General features: G+C 33.7%; 16 protein-coding genes and 1 riboswitch. Of the genes, 2 read left to right on the top strand and 14 right to left on the bottom strand.

Features of this window, described 5'->3' with window-relative positions:
• Positions 1-77 precede the first annotated feature (77 nt).
• The 5 genes from AC37UB_RS00725 to xerD form a co-directional block, all read right to left on the bottom strand.
• The gene (locus AC37UB_RS00725) at positions 78-656 is read right to left on the bottom strand and encodes an ECF transporter S component (protein WP_490685156.1); all 579 of its coding nucleotides are present in this window, start codon (positions 654-656) and stop codon (positions 78-80) included.
• Between the two features lie 125 nt (positions 657-781).
• Positions 782-912: riboswitch (FMN riboswitch) on the bottom strand.
• A 55-nt stretch (positions 913-967) separates the two neighbouring features.
• The gene (locus AC37UB_RS00720) at positions 968-1,690 is read right to left on the bottom strand and encodes a pseudouridine synthase (protein ID WP_117972131.1); all 723 of its coding nucleotides are present in this window, start codon (positions 1,688-1,690) and stop codon (positions 968-970) included.
• 5 nt (positions 1,691-1,695) lie between these two features.
• Positions 1,696-2,286, bottom strand: a complete 591-nt coding sequence (gene scpB / locus AC37UB_RS00715) for an SMC-Scp complex subunit ScpB (RefSeq protein WP_490685155.1) — start codon at positions 2,284-2,286, stop codon at positions 1,696-1,698.
• Positions 2,267-3,037, bottom strand: coding sequence for a segregation/condensation protein A (locus tag AC37UB_RS00710; protein ID WP_490685154.1), 771 nt, complete (start codon positions 3,035-3,037; stop codon positions 2,267-2,269). The genes scpB and AC37UB_RS00710 overlap by 20 nt, the downstream gene beginning before the upstream one ends.
• A gap of 9 nt (positions 3,038-3,046) precedes the next feature.
• Positions 3,047-3,946 carry a site-specific tyrosine recombinase XerD gene (gene xerD, locus AC37UB_RS00705; protein WP_490685153.1) on the bottom strand — a complete coding sequence of 300 codons (900 nt, stop codon included), beginning with the start codon at positions 3,944-3,946 and terminating at the stop codon, positions 3,047-3,049.
• A gap of 151 nt (positions 3,947-4,097) precedes the next feature.
• Here xerD and AC37UB_RS00700 point away from each other — a divergent pair, with 151 nt between their 5' ends.
• On the top strand, positions 4,098-4,895 hold the full coding sequence (locus tag AC37UB_RS00700) for a hypothetical protein (protein ID WP_490685152.1): 798 nt from the start codon (positions 4,098-4,100) through the stop codon (positions 4,893-4,895).
• 14 nt (positions 4,896-4,909) lie between these two features.
• Here the strand turns inward: AC37UB_RS00700 and fur are convergent, their stop codons facing one another.
• The 6 genes from fur to dnaE form a co-directional block, all read right to left on the bottom strand.
• Entirely contained in the window at positions 4,910-5,377 is a 468-nt protein-coding gene (gene fur / locus AC37UB_RS00695; RefSeq protein ID WP_117972126.1) for a ferric iron uptake transcriptional regulator, read from the bottom strand.
• Positions 5,378-5,474: 97 nt separating this feature from the next.
• The gene (locus tag AC37UB_RS00690; RefSeq protein WP_117972125.1) at positions 5,475-6,347 is read right to left on the bottom strand and encodes a CvfB family protein; all 873 of its coding nucleotides are present in this window, start codon (positions 6,345-6,347) and stop codon (positions 5,475-5,477) included.
• Between the two features lie 212 nt (positions 6,348-6,559).
• The gene (locus tag AC37UB_RS00685) at positions 6,560-7,720 is read right to left on the bottom strand and encodes an MFS transporter (RefSeq protein ID WP_117972124.1); all 1,161 of its coding nucleotides are present in this window, start codon (positions 7,718-7,720) and stop codon (positions 6,560-6,562) included.
• Positions 7,721-7,891: 171 nt separating this feature from the next.
• Positions 7,892-9,646: a pyruvate kinase gene (pyk, locus tag AC37UB_RS00680; protein WP_117972123.1), complete on the bottom strand. Its 1,755-nt coding sequence runs from the start codon at positions 9,644-9,646 to the stop codon at positions 7,892-7,894.
• A 33-nt stretch (positions 9,647-9,679) separates the two neighbouring features.
• On the bottom strand, positions 9,680-10,642 hold the full coding sequence (gene pfkA, locus AC37UB_RS00675) for a 6-phosphofructokinase (protein ID WP_117972122.1): 963 nt from the start codon (positions 10,640-10,642) through the stop codon (positions 9,680-9,682).
• Positions 10,643-10,818: 176 nt separating this feature from the next.
• Positions 10,819-14,139 carry a DNA polymerase III subunit alpha gene (dnaE, locus tag AC37UB_RS00670; protein ID WP_490685151.1) on the bottom strand — a complete coding sequence of 1,107 codons (3,321 nt, stop codon included), beginning with the start codon at positions 14,137-14,139 and terminating at the stop codon, positions 10,819-10,821.
• Between the two features lie 132 nt (positions 14,140-14,271).
• On the opposite strand from dnaE, the gene AC37UB_RS00665 reads away from it, so the two are divergent.
• Positions 14,272-14,463 (top strand): YjzD family protein, encoded by a 192-nt coding sequence (locus AC37UB_RS00665; protein ID WP_117972120.1) that lies wholly within the window; start codon positions 14,272-14,274, stop codon positions 14,461-14,463.
• A 38-nt stretch (positions 14,464-14,501) separates the two neighbouring features.
• Here AC37UB_RS00665 and AC37UB_RS00660 read toward each other — a convergent pair whose 3' ends face one another.
• The 3 genes from AC37UB_RS00660 to AC37UB_RS00650 all read right to left on the bottom strand — a co-directional run bounded on the left by AC37UB_RS00660 (position 14,502) and on the right by AC37UB_RS00650 (position 17,501).
• Positions 14,502-15,719: a multidrug efflux MFS transporter gene (locus tag AC37UB_RS00660; RefSeq protein ID WP_241698905.1), complete on the bottom strand. Its 1,218-nt coding sequence runs from the start codon at positions 15,717-15,719 to the stop codon at positions 14,502-14,504.
• A 141-nt stretch (positions 15,720-15,860) separates the two neighbouring features.
• Positions 15,861-16,034, bottom strand: coding sequence for a hypothetical protein (locus AC37UB_RS00655; protein ID WP_158559330.1), 174 nt, complete (start codon positions 16,032-16,034; stop codon positions 15,861-15,863).
• 105 nt (positions 16,035-16,139) lie between these two features.
• A complete protein-coding gene (locus AC37UB_RS00650; protein WP_241698904.1) occupies positions 16,140-17,501 on the bottom strand; it encodes an MFS transporter in 1,362 nt (453 codons plus the stop codon).
• Positions 17,502-17,652: the final 151 nt, after the last annotated feature.

Here is a 17,652-nt window from a genome sequence, read left to right as displayed (position 1 = left end):
TTGTCTAATTTTTATATTTTCTTATAAACTATTTTAGCGATAACAAAAAAACAACCATCATCTGGTTGTTTAATAACTTAATTTCTAACTTTTTTTGCGAGTCTTTTTTCAAGTACTGGTATGACTTTTTTGTAAACAACAAAGAATGCCACCCCAACTGCTGTTCCTTTAATAAGGTTAAAAGGAATAATACCGTAAAGAATCATGGTTGCAATAGACATACCAAAATCCATTCCCAATACATTTAGATAAAATGGTGTAATAACAAAATAGTTTGCTACACTCATGAAAATTGTCATTAAAACTGTGGCATACATAATGCCTTTAATTAAATTCTTATTTGTATGTTGTTTCTTCATTAAGCCATAAATTGGCAACAAGTAGCATACTGTTGCTAAAAATCCAGCTCCGTTACCGATTAAAGCTCCTAGATTTCCACCACTTGTGATGAAATTTAGCGTTGAACGAATAAATGCTACTAAAATACCACTAACTGGACCATATAAAAATGTGCCAATTAAAATTGGAATGTCACTAAAATCTAATTTTAGCCACCCAAATACTGGTAAAATTGGTATCTCAAGAAACATTAAAAGATACGCAATCCCCGCCAATAATGACAGTGTCACCATTTTTTCTGTCTTACCTGTGTTCATAAGAAAATCCCCCTATTCAGGACCATCCCCGGAAAAGACTTGGATCAAGTACACAAAAAAACTGCTTTCTTGCCGTTTACGCGCACAAAAAAACAGTGGTTTACTTGATTGTATACTCAAATAAGCCCTATCTTCTTTACTCCAGACTCTAACTGTCGGTATTGGAATTTCACCAAATCGGCCATTCATCATAAGATAAATGGTTCGTGGACTTTAACCACCGGTCGGGAATTACACCCTGCCCGTGAAGACGACCTTTAATATTTTTATAAGTTTATTATATCTTAATTATTTAAAAAATCAATAAAAACTTACTCTTTATTAGCCAAAACATATAACTGACTCACTTCTTTTCTAGTCAGCTCTCTGTAATCACCAGGATTTAACCCAACTAAATCAAGCGTTCCAACTTTTTCACGTTTTAATTTCATAACAGGTAAATTAACTGCAGCTAACATATTTTTTACCTGATGATTACGACCTTCATGAATAATCAATTCCACAACTGACGTTCCTTTTCTATGATCAGTTGATAGCACTTTAAATCTAGCTGGCGCCGTTTTTCGCCCTTCAATACGAATACCATTGCGTAATGGTTTTAATGCCTCTTTTGTTGCAATACCCTTTACTTTTGCTACGTAAACTTTATCAATCTCATGTTTTGGATGCGTCAATAAATTGGCAAACTCGCCATCATTAGTCATTAATAATAAACCAGATGTATCATAATCTAGACGTCCTACTGGGAAAATACGTTCAGGTACTCTTGTAAAGTAGTCATTAACAACTGGGCGATCTTTATCATCTGAAACAGCTGAAATGACATTTTTTGGTTTGTAAAATAAATAATAAACTGGCTGTTCTTGATAAATTGGGACTCCATCAACTTCAATTTTATCAGATGGGGTCACTTTAATACCTAATTCTGTTACTTTCTTTCCATTAACTGTTACACGCCCTGCTTGGATTAATTCTTCTGATTTCCTTCTTGACGCCACACCACAATGTGCCATCACTTTTTGTAATCGTTCCATTCTTTTCACTCTTCTTTCTTCTCATCAAATTGCTCTTTAAATCGGTCAAAAAATAAATTGGTTGACTCATTATCTTCATCTAATTCTTCACCCAACTCATGAATATCTGGTAAATCATCCATACTTTTTAATCCAAAATAATCAAAAAAGTAAGCCGTTGTTCCGTATAAAATTGCTCGTCCAGGACCTTCTACTCGTCCCTTTTCTTCGATCAACTGTTTATGTACTAATCGTTGGATTGATCCAGAACTTTGAACCCCTCTAATCTGTTCAATTTCTGAACGAGTAATGGGTTGCTTATAAGCAATAATAGCTAACGTTTCTAAAGCTATTCTTGATAATTTTTGATTAACAGATGACTGTGCGTAATGTTTTAATAATTCTGCCATTTTCTTTTTAGTTGTCATCATAAATCGGTCGCCGACTTCTAAAATAGTCAACGCACTGCTAGTATCTATATCATATTTTTCTTTTAATTCTTCTACAGCTTGATAAACGTTTGCCGTTGTTTCTTGTGTTAGATGACTTAATTCGCTCATACGAATGCCTTCTTCACCTGAAACAAATAATAGTGCTTCAATTTTCTGAACTAACATCTGTTGTACCTTCTTTTTTATAAATCTTAATCATATCATCGCTACTTGATTGTTTCACAACCAATTCTCTATTTTTTATTAACTCTAATATAGCTAAAAATGTCATAACAATTTCTGAGCGTATATAATGAGTAAATAAATCTGTAAATAACACGGACTCTCCACTAGATAACTTCTCTATCTTAGACATCACAAAACCAATGCGATCATCAATTGTATAATCTTCCATGACTATATTTGTCTCAAGTGGTTCCATCTCTTTAGCTCGCCTCAACACATCATGTATCGCTAAAAATAAATCAATGGTTGTTATTTCATTTGGTTCAAGTGGCACTGCTTCTTTTTGATACATAGATAAATCAGTGACTTCTTTCGTAAAATAATCCCCACGTTCTGTTTCCATTTCTTTAAGCACAGTGGCAACATACTTAAATTTTTTATAATCAAGTAATTGCTGAACCAACGCTTCTCTTGGATCAACTGCTTCGAATTCACTATCTTCGTCCAGCTCTATGACTTCTTGCGGTAATAACATCTTACTTTTTATCGACATCAAAGTAGCTGCCATTACTAAAAATTCCCCTGCAATTTCCAAATCAAGCGTACGCATCGTTTGAATGTATGTCATATATTGCTCTGTAATCTCAGCAATTGGAATATCATAAATATCTATTTCCAAAGTTTTAATCAAATGAAGCAGCAAATCAAGTGGCCCTTCAAAAATATCCAATTTTACCTGTAATTCTTCCATTTTGTCCCCTCACGCTCTTGGAAAGTGCTCTTTATACACGTCTGCCAAACGTTGTTTGCTAATATGTGTATAAATTTGTGTGGTTGAAATATCTGCATGTCCCAACAATTCCTGAACAATACGTAAATCAGCTCCATTTTCTAATAAATGAGTGGCAAAACTATGACGTAACGTGTGTGGTGTTACATCTTTAGTAATACCTGCCTGACTCACGTAGACTTTTAAATTTTTCCAAATACCTTGTCTGGAAAAACCTTTCCCTTGATAATTTAAAAATAAAAAATCATTTGAAAGATCTGTTTTATTTTTAATTGACAGCTCAGGTCTAGATTCCTCTAAATACCTATTAATCCAATGAATTGCTTGATCCCCTAAAGGAACAATTCGCTCTTTATCCCCTTTTCCTAACGTTTTTAACAACCCGATAGATAAATGCAAATCACTCAATGTTAATGTAATCAACTCTGTTACACGAAGCCCAGTCGCATACATCACTTCTAAAATTGCTCTGTCTCTTATGCCTAATATCGTTGTCGTATCAGGGGATTCTATAATTTTTTCGACTTCTTCTATGGATAATGTTTTAGGCAACGTTTGTCTTTTTTTCGGCGTATCAATATATTGCATAGGATCTGATTCAGTGTAGCGTTCTTGACGAAGAAATTGATGAAATTTTCTCAAACTTGAAACCATGCGAATGATTGTCGTAGATGACTTTCCAGACTCTTTTAAATAAGTCAAAAAATCCATCATCACAAACCGATCAACCTCATCTATTGAAGAAATATTTTTTTCAATTAAGTATGCTTGATACTGGTTTAAATCCCGTTGATAACTCACAATGGTATTTTGTGACAAGCCACGTTCAATTTTTAAAAAATATAAATAGTCTTCAATGTATGTTTTCATAACGAGCCTCCAGTCAATAGTAATTATTTTAACAGTTTTTAATGGCAAATACTATCTTTAAAATATCATGCGAATTTTTTTATTTTACATAGACATTTCAATCGTTAAATTATACAATAAACATATTGGTCAAATGGAAGGAGGATCAGAGGTGTTTCCAAAGAAAGAAACATATAAAAACATTGAACTATTAGATTTTTTAAACATAAATAGTCAAAATTATACAGATGAATTTGAACTTATTTATCAACATAAAAAAACATACTTTTATCTGTCATTAATTTTTGTCATACCTGTTTCTCTCATTCTCACAATATTTGTTATGGTTGACTTCCCATTTCCTTGGTGGTCTGCTCCGATATTCCTAATCCTTTTTTCTATTATGGGATTTTTCTTTATATCAATGCCTATCTACCAATCATTTATAAAAGAATGTAAAGAGGCAGAAAAATACGTTGGTCAAAAAGTTGATGAACATTTATCTGAACTTGCTAAACAAGAATTTTTCAGTAAAGACGCTAAGGTAAAACGTTTATTAAATCAAGAGTTTGAACTTATTGCGTTAACAAGTGCCACAAGAGATGATCTCAATATCATCTTAGAAAACCAATCGCTTACTACAGCAACCTGCCCAATCATCAACAAAAACAATCCAGAATACAAACAATCTAAACGAATTTTCTATGAAAAAAGGCCATTAAATCCTGTTATTATGGTGAAACTTAATCTAATAAACAGAACAACCAAAAAACTAACAAAACAAATTATTTTACCAATAGAGTTTGAGTTAGTCAGAGGATTGGTCAGTGAGCAAATTATTTTTTTTGAAAAAGAAAATTACCTAGTTAACCCATCGATTCATATTGATGCTGACAATTTTAAATTTCTCTATGTTCCTAATAGAGAGGATTTTTTAAGAAGGGAGCATCCGCCACTTTATATAGAATAAAAAAAACAAGTGATCTATTTATTAGAATCACTTGTTTTTTTTTGGCAAGCCTGACAGATACCATGAAAGGTTAGGCGATGATCTGTTACTTTAAAAAAGTAACGATTTTCGACTATCTTTTCAACCTCACCTAATAAATCCTCTTCAATTTCATCGATATTTCCACATTCTAAACAAAGAAGATGATGATGAAAATGTTTGGCACCTTCTTTTCGCATATCATACCTTGCTAGACCATCATTAAAATTCACTTTATCTAAAATACTTAATTCTGTCAACATTTCAAGCGTACGGTAAACAGTCGCTAAACCAATATCAGGTGTTTTTAATTTCACGAGCATATAGATTTCTTCAGCCGATAAATGATCTTTCTCATTTTCTAACAACACTTGTACTGTGGCTTCACGTTGTGGTGTTAGTTTATAGTTTGCTTCATACAATTGATCTTTTATCCGTTGTAACGCAAGGCTTTGCTGTTCCATAGTAGCTTGCACATCCTTATTTATAATTATTATCATTTAAAAACCAAATGACCTTATATAGATTATAATTTATCTAATGTACAAAATCAACCTATTCTCAATTAGATGTTTCATCTTTTATTAGGTATGTCTTACCATCTTTTTGAGTAATTCTTTTTTCTTTCATCAATGAGCCTAACGCTCGTTTAAATTGACCTTTACTGATAGCAAAAGTTTGTTTGATTTCCTCTGGTGTTGATTTATCACTAAATGGAATCATGCCATCTTTAGAACGTTCTAAAAATGTTAAAATCATTTGTGCATCATCAGAAATAACTTCATACGCTCTTGGTTTTAAAGACATATTTAGCATGCCATCTGGACGAACACCAATCACTCGGCCTTCAACAATTTGTCCAAGTCTAGGTTCTTCGTATCTCTCAGATGGATGAATAAAGGCCACATAATGGTCATCTGTCAAGACAAACGTTCCCACCATTTTTAAGCGATACACCACCCCCGTAATATTTTTATTTTTCATTGTTTCTTCATCCGCTGCTTTTGACATAGCTAAAAATGTCATATCATCTGCTAAATTAGCCCAAAGTCTTGCTTTTTCATCAACTGATAATCTCACTAATAATTTATCGCCTTTTTTAGGCCATAATGGTTTCATCTCTGGTAATTCATCAAGCGACACCACGACTTCTTTATCTGGCAATCCAATATCAACAAACACGCCTAAGTCACGTCTTGAATCAACTACTTCAGCAAATCCAAATTTATGTTGTTGAATATCTGGAATATTAGTCGTAAAAATTCGATCATGTTTTTGATTTTCATATCCAAACCCTTCTACTATGTCTCCTATTTTAAACTCGCCTTCAGATTTATTTAAATGAAATGTCACACCATTTTTTTGCACAAAAAACAACTGATCGTTTTCATCAATAATTAATCCGCTCCACACACTACCTATTAATTCTTTCATGTATTCTGTTCATCCTTTCGTTGTTCTCACATTATATCATAATTTATTCATTAGTTTATTAAAAATTCCAATCAAACTTTTTCTTCAATCGATTTAATCTGTTTATTAATACTGTAATAGAGTAAATAATCCCTACCATGAGCTATTTGATTTCATCATATGTTATAACGTACATAACAAAAGAGATAACTGAGTCACTGCTCAATTATCTCTTATTTTTCTGGTAATTCTTTTTTCCACATTAATGATAAAAAACTAGTTATTAATAAAACAATTGCTGACACATAATATGGATAAAAATGATTGATATCAAATAACATCCCTGAAGCCATTGGTCCTAATATATTTCCAAAACTGGTAAAGGTTGAATTTAATCCATTCACTGTCCCTTGTCTATCTCCTGCATGTTTAGATAGGTACGTTGTAATACCTGGTCGCAACAAATCAAACGCTAAAAACACAACAAAAGTGGATAATACAACAACCCATTTACTATCGGTGAAAGCTATAACACCAACGAATATAGCGCTCGCAAAAAATGACACTCGAATTAATCCGACCTCACCAATTTTCTTGATAATGCCATCAAAGAAAACGACCTGACAAATTAAGGCTAATACCCCACTAACTGTAATAATCGCAGCAATTTCTGATGTACTAAAATTAAAATTGATTGTTGCCATAATACTATAGATGGACTCAAATGATTGTAAACCAAATGATGAAATTAAAATCACGATGAACGGAAATGTAAAAATAGGATCTTTTAAAATATCCATAACAGAACCTTTTTCTGCAACTTGACCATGTACTAATTGCTTCTTAGGCTCTTTTAAAATTAACATTGTCATAATAAACCCGATAAAAGATAAGAGAGCTGCCGCAAAAAAAGGCACTCGCATTCCAAAATGAGCTAAAAATCCACCAACTCCGGGTCCAATAATAAATCCACCACTAATGGCGGCAGACACTAACCCCATAGCTTTTGGACGTTCTTCAAATGTTGTGACGTCTGCTACGTACGCGGTAACAGATGGCATGATTAGTGCCGCAGCAATCCCACCAAGTCCACGAGAGATGTACAACCAACTAACGACTTGGCCTAAACCAAAAATTAATTCAGATACTGCAAAGATTAACATACCAGCTGCAATGATTAATTTTCGACCGACTTTATCTGATAAACTACCCGCGATAGGCGACACAATTAACTGTAAAACAGCAAAAACAGAAATCATCAATCCCATTGTTGAGCCAGATAAATGCATATCTTCTTTTAACATTGGCATAACCGGAATAACTAAGCCAGCTCCTAAAAACACTAAAAATAGATTGGAAATGGCTAAATACATCATATTTTTTTTATTTGTCATATGTTTTCTCCCTTCTAAAAGTCTAATCTAAACCATTCTACACACCACTAAAAAAAAAAGCCATAGTTATTTAAAATATTTTTTTAACCCGCTTTTTATACACGTAGACAAATAAAGAGCAGGAGCTAACCACTCCCACTCTTATTGTGTCAAACACTCATCATTTACTCATTAAATAGTTGTTTCGCCTGCATAGATAAATCCTTGGCGTGAATCAACTGTTAACACAGTACCACTTGAGATAAGTGATGTTGCATTTTCAACTCCAACAACAACTGGAATATTTTCCGCAATTGCCACAACCGCTGCATGGCTTGTTAATCCACCTTCTTCAACAACAAGAGCTGAAGCTTTTTTAATTGCTGGCATATACTCTTTATCGGTTGTTTTTACAACTAAGATTGCATCTTCTTCCATAGCATCATTTGCTTCTTGAGCTGAAGTTGCTACAACTGCTTTAGCAGAAACGGCTGTGTCGCCAATTCCTTGTCCATCACATAATTTAGAACCAATTAACTGAATTTTCATTAAGTTAGTTGTTCCTTTTTCACCAATAGGCGCACCAGCAGTAATGATAATCAACTCTCCTTCTTTAGAGAATCCAGTTTCTTTAGCAATTTTAGTTGCTAAACTAAACATCTCATCAGTTGAATCTGGTTTAGTTGTAACAGTTGGGAATACGCCCCAGTTTAATGCTAAACTTCTGGCCACACGGTCAGTAAATGTTGCGGCTACAATATGAGCTTTTGGACGATATTTAGAAATCATACGTGCAGTATGTCCAGATTGAGTTGCCGCTACAATTGTTTGGATATCTAAGTTTTTCGCTGTATGTCCAACTGCTTGACCAATTGATTCAGTCATATCAGTTTTTTTATGTAATTTAAGAGCATAAGCATCACGATCTGTTAAATCAGCTTCTGTACGTACTGCAATATTTCTCATTGTTTTAACTGCTTCAATTGGGTATTCCCCAGCAGCTGTTTCACCAGATAACATAACAGCGTCAGTTCCATCATAAATTGCATTCGCCACATCACTTGCTTCTGCACGTGTTGGACGAGGATTTTTTTGCATAGAGTCTAACATTTGTGTTGCTGTAACAACTGGTTTACCTAAAGCATTACATTTTCTAATCATTTCTTTTTGTACAACTGGTACATTTTCAGTTGGAATTTCAACACCCATGTCACCACGTGCAACCATTAAACCACTAGATACTTTTAAGATATCATCTAAGTTATCAATACCTTCTTGGTTTTCGATTTTAGAAATAATTTGAATATGTGTCGCATTTTCTTGTTCTAAGATTTCAGTAATTTCTAATACGTCACTTGGGCGACGAACGAAACTTGCTGCGATGAAGTCAACATCGTTTTCAATACCGAAACGAATATCAGCCGCATCTTTTTCAGTGATACCAGGTAAGTTAATACTTACATTTGGTACGTTAACACCTTTTTTATTTTTCAATACACCTTCGTTTAATACTTTTGTGACGATTTCTTTGTTAACTGAATCAATTTCGATTACTTCTAAGTCAATTAATCCATCATCTAAAAGGATGTGGCTTCCTACATGAACATCATCAATTAAACCTGGATATGTAATTGAAAATTTTTCTTTTGTTCCTTCCACTTCGCTCATTGCAATACGAACAATATCCCCAGTAGTTAATTCAACAATGCCATCTTTCATATTATGCGTACGAATTTCTGGACCTTTTGTATCTAGTAAAATTGCAATTGTTTTACCAGTAATTTTTGCTGCTTCACGAATGTTTTTAATACGTGCTCCATGTTCTTCAAAGTCTCCATGTGAGAAGTTTAAACGAGCAACGTTCATCCCTGAGTTCATTAATTCAACTAATGTGTCTACAGATTCACTTGCTGGACCGATTGTACAAACAATTTTTGTTTTTTTCATGTAAAAAACGCTCCTTAGTATTTTTTATTTGTATTAGAAAGAGATTTGATGATTTAGATCATACAAACTCAAATCTGGCTGATGTTTCTTTTGTTCTAATGTTTCAATGATATCATTTGCTACAACTTCATTGTTTACAGAACCAATACATAATCCACCTTGACCATTTTTTAGTAAGTCAACCGCAAATCCACCGAATTTACTTGCTAAAACACGATCACGTGCTGATGGAGATCCTCCACGAACAACATGTCCCAACACCGAAACACGTGCATGAAAATCACCATACTCTGCTAATTGATCAGCGAATTTATGACCAGACATCACACCTTCAGCTAAAACAATTAAACAATGTTTTTTACCGCGGTCACGACCTTCACGAATTTTTTTAGCAACTTGTGCCATATCAAAATCATGTTCTGGGATAATGATATCATCTGCTCCACCGGCAACTCCTGCCCATAAAGCGATATCGCCAGCATCACGTCCCATTACTTCAATAATAAATGTACGTACGTGAGATGTTGCAGTATCACGGATTTTATCCATTGCATCTAATACTGTATTAATTGCTGTATCAAATCCAATAGTGTAATCAGTCATTGGAATATCGTTGTCAATTGTTCCTGGAATACCAACAGCTGGGAATCCACGTTTTGTTAATGCTAACGCACCATGATAACTACCGTCACCACCGATAACAACTAAACCTTCGATACCGAATTTGTTGAGTTGTTCAATTCCTTTAAGTTGTCCTTCTTCTGTTGCAAACTCTGGGTAACGTGCTGAATACAACACAGTTCCTCCACGTTGGATGATATCCCCCACATCTGGAACATCTAATTTACGAATATCACCAGCGACTAAACCAGCAAATCCATAGTTTATACCATAAACTTCCATACCTTCATGAATCGCTTTACGTGTTACCGCACGAATAGCTGCATTCATACCAGGTGCATCTCCACCACTCGTCAAAATAGCGATGCGTTTCATAGTCATAACCACCTTTACTAAGTTGTACTTACTTTTGTATTTTTTATTATGTAAAAAATACTTAAATCCAAAGACTATTCTACCATTATTTTTATGAAATGTCTTCGCCTATCCTGTAAAAATTGAAAAAAAATTGAAAATACATTTTTTCTTCTAATGTTTTTTTAAGAAACAGGTTACTTAAATATGATCATTCCTTCACCTAATAAAGAATGGACTTCTTTCATTAAGTCTGGTGTATTATTTACCCAATATGCTTGGTTTAGCAAGGTGTTTTTCCCTTTATGACGAAATACTAAAATAACAGGATTTTCACCATGATGTGATAATAACACACTTTGTAAATCTGCTAACAATTGGTTTTTGTCATTTTCAGGTGTTATATTTATGAAACATTTCATAATGCCTTCCATATCCTTAGCTAATTCAACTGTATTGGCTATAATTTGCCATTCTTGATTATACTTACTTTTTTCTACCTTACCACGAACAACATACACCTCATGTTCACTAAGGATAGATTGTACACTTCGATAAATAGCCGGAAACAATGTAACAGATAATTTTCCAGTTTGATCAGTTCCTTCTAAAAATGCCATGGATTCACCTTTTTTGGTACGTATCTTTTTAATACTAGATGAATAAAGTAATACTGTCACTTCTTGATTTGCCAACAAATCTTTAGCTTTTACTATAGGAAGATTAACTAATTTACTTGTATAAAAATCAACCGGATGAGCAGACACATAGGTACCTAAATAGTCAACTTCTTGCTCTAATTTTTCTTCCACAGTAAAATCTTCACATATTTCCTTCTTCAAGGTTAACACATCTAATAAATCTGCGCTACCACCACTGTATTCAATATTTTGTATCATACTATCTAGGTCAATCATTAATTGTTTACGATTTTGATGCAATCTGTCAAATGCCCCAATATAGATTAATGGTAAAATATTCGCTTTCTTTAACCACTTGCCATTCAAACGCATTAAAAAATTTTCTAATGATTTAAACGGGCCATCTTCTTTTCTGACTGTCAACATGTGTTGAATGAAATCTTTACGAATCCCTTTAACTGAAGAAAAACCATAGATGATTGACCCTTTATAAAAGGTAAAACTGTATTCACTTTTATTAATATCTGGAGGAATAATGATTAAACCAGCCTCTTTTGCTTCTACGATGTATTCAGTCATTTTTGCTGGATTATTTTTTACTGAGTGCAAAATAGCTTGGAAAAATGCGGTTGGGTAATGCACTTTTAAATAAGCCATCTGATAGGCAATAACTGAATAAACTACCGCATGGGACCGATTAAACCCATAATTAGCAAAACGTTCAATGTAATCGTACACTTGCATTGCGACGTCTTTTGTATAGCCTTGTCCCACTGCCCCACTGACAAAATGCTCTCGCTCAGTATCAAGTACGTCTTTACTCTTTTTACTAATCGCTCGGCGTAGAATGTCTGCCTCTCCCAAACTAAATCCTGCCATTTTTGAAGCTACTTGCATCACCTGTTCTTGGTAAACAATCACGCCATATGTATAGCCTAATATGTCTTTCAAGCTATCATGTGGGTAATGAATTGCTTCAATACCTTTTTTTCTCTTAACAAACGTCTCAATGTTTTCCATTGGTCCAGGACGATAGAGGGCATTCACTGACGCGATATCTTCAATAGATGTCGGTCCTAATTTACGCAGGACATTCTTAATTCCTTTTGATTCAAATTGAAACACACCAACAGTATTTCCTTGTCTAAATAGTTCCAACGTTTTGTCATCGTCTAAAGGGATATCTTCTAAAGACAAGGGCCTACCTGTCTGATATTCGATAGATGACAAGGCGTTTCCAATAATAGATAAATTTCTCAATCCTAGAAAATCCATTTTTAATAAACCAATTTCTTCTACTTCTCCCATAGCAAATTGCGTTAATGGAATACCATTGTTTCCTTCTTGTAATGGAATTAAGTTTGTTAAATCTTGATCACTAATCACGACTCCTGCCGCATGAGTCGATACATGCCTAGGTAACCCTTCAATCCGTTTTGCCGTATCAAATAATAATTTGTTTTTGTAGGAATGCCCTACTAATTCGCGTAACGTCTTTGATTTATCATATGCTTCACTTAATGTAATCTTCAAATCTTTTGGAATAGCATTTGCCCATTTGTTCGCTTCATTTTGTGACAAACCAAAAACTCGACTCACATCTCTAACAGCCATTTTTGCTGCTAAAGTACCAAACGTAGCGATTTGCGCAACACGGTTTTTACCGTATTTATGATTAACATATTGAAGTAATTCTTCCCGTCTATTATCAGGTATGTCCATATCAATGTCAGGCATGGTGTAACGTTCTTTGTTTAAAAATCGTTCGAATAATAACTGATACTGAATCGGATCAACATTGGTTATTTGTAATACATAAGACACAAGAGATCCTGCAGCTGATCCACGACAGGCAGTCACGATATGATGATCTCTAGCATATTTCATCACGTCCCACACAATTAAAAAATAATCATCGTATCCCATCTCATGAATGACGTCTAACTCCATATTCAAACGTGCTTGATACGTTTCATTCACTTGACCATTTAAGCGACATGATAACCCCTCTTGGCATAATCTACGTAAATAGGTATCAGCCTTTTCATTATTTGGAACTGGAAAACTTGGCAATAATTTCTGTTGTAGTGGGATCTGTAAATCAATGGATGACACAATCGTTTCAATATTTGACAAAGCCTCATCTAAATTTTTTTCATGATACCATTTAGTAAAATCTGTTGCTTGAGGTAAATAATAATCACCAGATAATTGTTCAAAATCAAGCGATATCAGCTCTCCACTGTCAATGTGTTCTAACACTGCGACAGAGAAATCATCACTAGGATTTAAATACCGAACATCTTGTAAAGCAACTGGCGGTAGATTATATTTTTTATAATAATAACCCCAAAAATCTCGTTCTTCCTCTTTCAATCGCGAAACATTTATACCACCATAAACATCACAGTGCTTTAATAGTTCTAGTAATTCTATGGTTCTTTTCTCCATTTGCTCACTGCTTGTCGCTTGTTGCAATTGATATAACTCATTCTTTTGCCAAGGTAGAATAGCAATCAAGTCATTTAAATCATGAAATGCATCCCTTAACGAAAAGGATTCTCGCCTTTCAGTCATCGACTTTTTTGTTGCAATTTTCATTAAATGATGATATCCAGACAGATTTTTAGCTAGAAGTATGATCTCTGCTTCCGTTTCTTCTGTTGTTTTATAGGTTAACGTCATTCCAATAATAGGTTTGATGTGTTGTTTTAAACATTCTTGATAAAAAATAACGACACCATGAAGGGTATCAATATCTGTTATTGCTAAACTTGTATAGCCACGATTTTTAGCTTCATACACAAGTTCTTCAATGCGATTGGTACTAGATAATAATGAATACTCTGTTCTAACTTGTAACTGTCCCAAATTCATGAAACCCCTCCATTAATTTTCTTATTTTAGTATACCATAATAATCCGTTCCCTCTTTATAAACTAATCTAGGAATCCTTTACTTTTAAAGTAAAGATTGGTAAACTAATTCTTGAAAAGAGGTGCATTAAACATGGGAAGAATTGTTGTTTTTATCTGGGCAATTTTATTAGGACAAGTGGTTAGTTATATTGGTGGCGCACTTCATGGTGTGACTGATTATAACTTCACTGGAACTGTGATTGTATCTTTAATTGCTTGTGCCATTGTTATGCTTATTGGTGAAGTGGCAGCACCAAGCAATACAAAAAAATCTAAAAAATAAAAACATGTAGGAGAATTTTTCTCTTACATGTTTTTTATTTAACGCTTAAATTCATTAATCAACTCACGTATTGATAATTGATGCTTAAAATTAAAAAAACTAATTGTAATATTCATTAAAATCAATAAACTTGTTGCAATGAAGACCGAACGATAACCAAATCCATTAGCAACAAAGGAACCAACCATTGGTCCTGCAACTTGTCCCATACTGGTAAACATTTGGTTAAAACTAAAGATACGTCCAACTCCATTCATCGGTGTAATTTTACTAATTAAGGTATTCACAGACGGCATCAATGCACCTGTTGAAAAACCTAACAGAAAACGACATACCCCTAACTGAAAGGGCGACTGAACAAATGACATAGGAAAAATAAATAAAAATGATAAGATCAATCCACCTAACAAGACATATTGACTCCCAATTCTATCTCCTAATTTCCCTAAAAATGGTGCCGAGAAAAATTCAGATACACCTGCTACAGACACTATTAAACCACTAACGAACAAAATATTACCTGTCTTTCCACCAAGTTCTCTGACATATAGTGTTAAAATAGGACTGATACTTGTCATCCCTATTTGAATAATGGCAGTTGTAATAAATAAACCAATTAATACTTTAGGATGCTTAATGCTTTTAAAAACTTCTTTGGTAGATACCATGTCTTTTTTTTCAACTGGCTCAAAGTCTTCATGGATAAAAAAGATAGTTAATAAAGTCGTCATAAATAAAATACTTCCTGTTACTAAGAAAACATTTTTTATCCCCACTGTTTGTGCTAATAAGCCACCAAGTGATGGGCCAATCAAACTACCTGCTACAGCACCAGTAGCAAGAGTTCCCAAAGCCATACCATTTTTGTCCTTTGGTGCTTGGGAGGCAATCATTGCCGTAGCATTTGGAACATAACCAGATAATAAGCCATTACAAAACCTCATAAATAACAACCAAAAAACATTTGGAACAAACGCCAATGAGCCCATAGTAACGGTCATTCCTGCTGCAGCTCTTATCATCATTAACTTACGCCCTTTTCTATCTGCTAGACTCCCCCACAGTGGAGAAACCATTGCAGCCGATAACGCCGTTAAACTAATAGATAATCCTGCATAAAATTCCACTTTATTACTAGGTGCACCTAATTGTTCAATGTATATTGAAATAAATGGCATCACCAAACTATAACTTGCGCCTGTAAAGAAACAACCAATCCATGCAATATACATGTTTCGCTTCCAGTCAACTTTCATCGAAATTATATTCACCCTTTCATTTATGCATATACATTATACTCCAATGTTCTCTAAATGAAAGTACATCGTTCATTTATTATTTATTTTATCAAAAAAAATTTACTATTTAAACATAACTTAAATAATGATTAATTTATCCTATTTTTTATCTATCATATCAAGTTGAATAGATTGTATTGATTTCTCAATTTCTTTTAATTCTTTTTTTATTTTTTTCAGGTGATCCATTTTCATTTGTTGTTTGTATTGATCATACAATTTAGCTTCTGTTTTTGTCATGTCATTATAAAATTTTTTTCTTGTTAAAGCCATTTTTCTCATCACCTCACCCATATCATACGATACTCACTATAGTTAATCTATATAATAAACTCACATTTTATATTAAATATTGGTTAAAAAAACCTCTAAAAATTATTAGAGGTTTTGTTTATTTTTAAATGTCTTAATAACAAAGAAACTACTGACAAGTAACAAAACAAATAGAGAAATTAATGCTACTTTCGATCCAGTACTTGTTCCTTGAATAAAATTGCTTTTTCCTGATTGGAATAACCCAACCACAATAGCCACAAATGAGGTTGAAATAGCCCCCATAAATTGTTGTAATGTACTAAAAACAGCATTCCCATCATCTTGTAAGTCTTCTTTTATAGAAGATAATCCAACTGTCATGACATTACTATAAGACAACCCAACACCAATCATAAACGTGACATGAGATAAAATAATTAAGGCAATGTTTCCTGTTTGAATGACCATAATTAACATTAACCAACCTAAAATTGCAAATAATACTCCCACACCTATTGGCTTTTTAAAGCCTAATTTATCTAATATTTTTCCTGAAATCGGTGCAAATAACGCACCGACTAACGCACCTGGAAACATCATCATTCCCGCCTTAGATGCTGGAACCCCTTGAACGATTTGAATAAAGTTTGGTAAAACAAACGATACACCGAGTAACAGAATTTGATAAACCAAAAATGACATCAAATAAATAGTGAACCGTGCATTTTTAAAGACAACTAAATTAAGCAATGTTTTTTGTTTATTTGTTTTATAGAATAACCATGCACTAATTAATCCAACCACTAATGCTACCCATCCTAACGGTTGTTCTAAATAACTAAAGAACATCAATAATCCAGTAAACATCACAGATAAATAAAGAACGGCTTTAGCATTAATTGAATCACTCACTGATGTGTCTTCTTCTGGAATAGCATATAAACCAACCAATGTAGATACAATTAAAACCGGGATCAACAACTTATAAATATAAGTCCAATCTAGCGTTGTTGTTAGGACTCCACCATATGTGGGTCCCATCGCTGGGGCAATTGATGTTGTTAAATTACCAATTCCTATCATCATTCCTCTTTTTTCCATTGGAACTTTTGTTAAAATGATATTAAACATTAATGGCAATGCAATCCCTGTGGCAATCCCTTGAAGTACTCGCCCAACAAGTAGCGTGATAAACCCACCAGCAAAAGCATCAACCACAACACCAACTAAAAATAATATACTTGAAACCGTAAACAACTTACGACGACTGATATTTTTAATTAAATAAGATGATAGTGGTACAACGATTGAGATCATCAACAGATAAATGGTTGTCACCCATTGTACTTGTGATGTTGAAATACTAAAATCTTCCATTAACGTTGGAAACGTCACGTTCATTGCTGTTTCAATTAACACTCCCGAAAAAGCCATCATACCAGTTGCTAGAACAGCTAAATTAACATGAAATTTCTTTTCTGACATAAAAATTCCCTCCATTTTTCCATAAAAAAAGCGAAACTTATCCTTAAAGATAAATTTCGCCTCTCTATCGACACAAGTTAACCTTGTGTTATCTGTACGATTTATTCCGTTATCAGTTTAAAAAAAAAAACGTCACTTGTCAACTAATAAA

It is taken from the genome of Vagococcus changpingensis (genome assembly GCF_058211775.1).
Note: the sequence above shows the minus strand (reverse complement) of the source record. Positions and strands in the feature narration are given on the sequence as shown.

Excerpts from the sequence above, each read along its gene's own strand:
- pyk (WP_117972123.1), bottom strand. The coding sequence starts at position 9,646 with ATGAAAAAAACAAAAATTGTTTGTACAATCGGTCCAGCAAGTGAATCT.
- fur (WP_117972126.1), bottom strand. The coding sequence starts at position 5,377 with ATGGAACAGCAAAGCCTTGCGTTACAACGGATAAAAGATCAATTGTAT.
- pfkA (WP_117972122.1), bottom strand. The coding sequence starts at position 10,642 with ATGAAACGCATCGCTATTTTGACGAGTGGTGGAGATGCACCTGGTATG.
- AC37UB_RS00650 (WP_241698904.1), bottom strand. The coding sequence starts at position 17,501 with ATGTCAGAAAAGAAATTTCATGTTAATTTAGCTGTTCTAGCAACTGGT.
- AC37UB_RS00710 (WP_490685154.1), bottom strand. The coding sequence starts at position 3,037 with ATGGAAGAATTACAGGTAAAATTGGATATTTTTGAAGGGCCACTTGAT.
- xerD (WP_490685153.1), bottom strand. The coding sequence starts at position 3,946 with ATGAAAACATACATTGAAGACTATTTATATTTTTTAAAAATTGAACGT.
- dnaE (WP_490685151.1), bottom strand. The coding sequence starts at position 14,139 with ATGAATTTGGGACAGTTACAAGTTAGAACAGAGTATTCATTATTATCT.
- AC37UB_RS00660 (WP_241698905.1), bottom strand. The coding sequence starts at position 15,719 with ATGAAAGTTGACTGGAAGCGAAACATGTATATTGCATGGATTGGTTGT.
- AC37UB_RS00655 (WP_158559330.1), bottom strand. The coding sequence starts at position 16,034 with ATGGCTTTAACAAGAAAAAAATTTTATAATGACATGACAAAAACAGAA.
- AC37UB_RS00690 (WP_117972125.1), bottom strand. The coding sequence starts at position 6,347 with ATGAAAGAATTAATAGGTAGTGTGTGGAGCGGATTAATTATTGATGAA.
- AC37UB_RS00720 (WP_117972131.1), bottom strand. The coding sequence starts at position 1,690 with ATGGAACGATTACAAAAAGTGATGGCACATTGTGGTGTGGCGTCAAGA.
- AC37UB_RS00665 (WP_117972120.1), top strand. The coding sequence starts at position 14,272 with ATGGGAAGAATTGTTGTTTTTATCTGGGCAATTTTATTAGGACAAGTG.
- AC37UB_RS00685 (WP_117972124.1), bottom strand. The coding sequence starts at position 7,720 with ATGACAAATAAAAAAAATATGATGTATTTAGCCATTTCCAATCTATTT.
- AC37UB_RS00725 (WP_490685156.1), bottom strand. The coding sequence starts at position 656 with ATGAACACAGGTAAGACAGAAAAAATGGTGACACTGTCATTATTGGCG.
- scpB (WP_490685155.1), bottom strand. The coding sequence starts at position 2,286 with ATGTTAGTTCAGAAAATTGAAGCACTATTATTTGTTTCAGGTGAAGAA.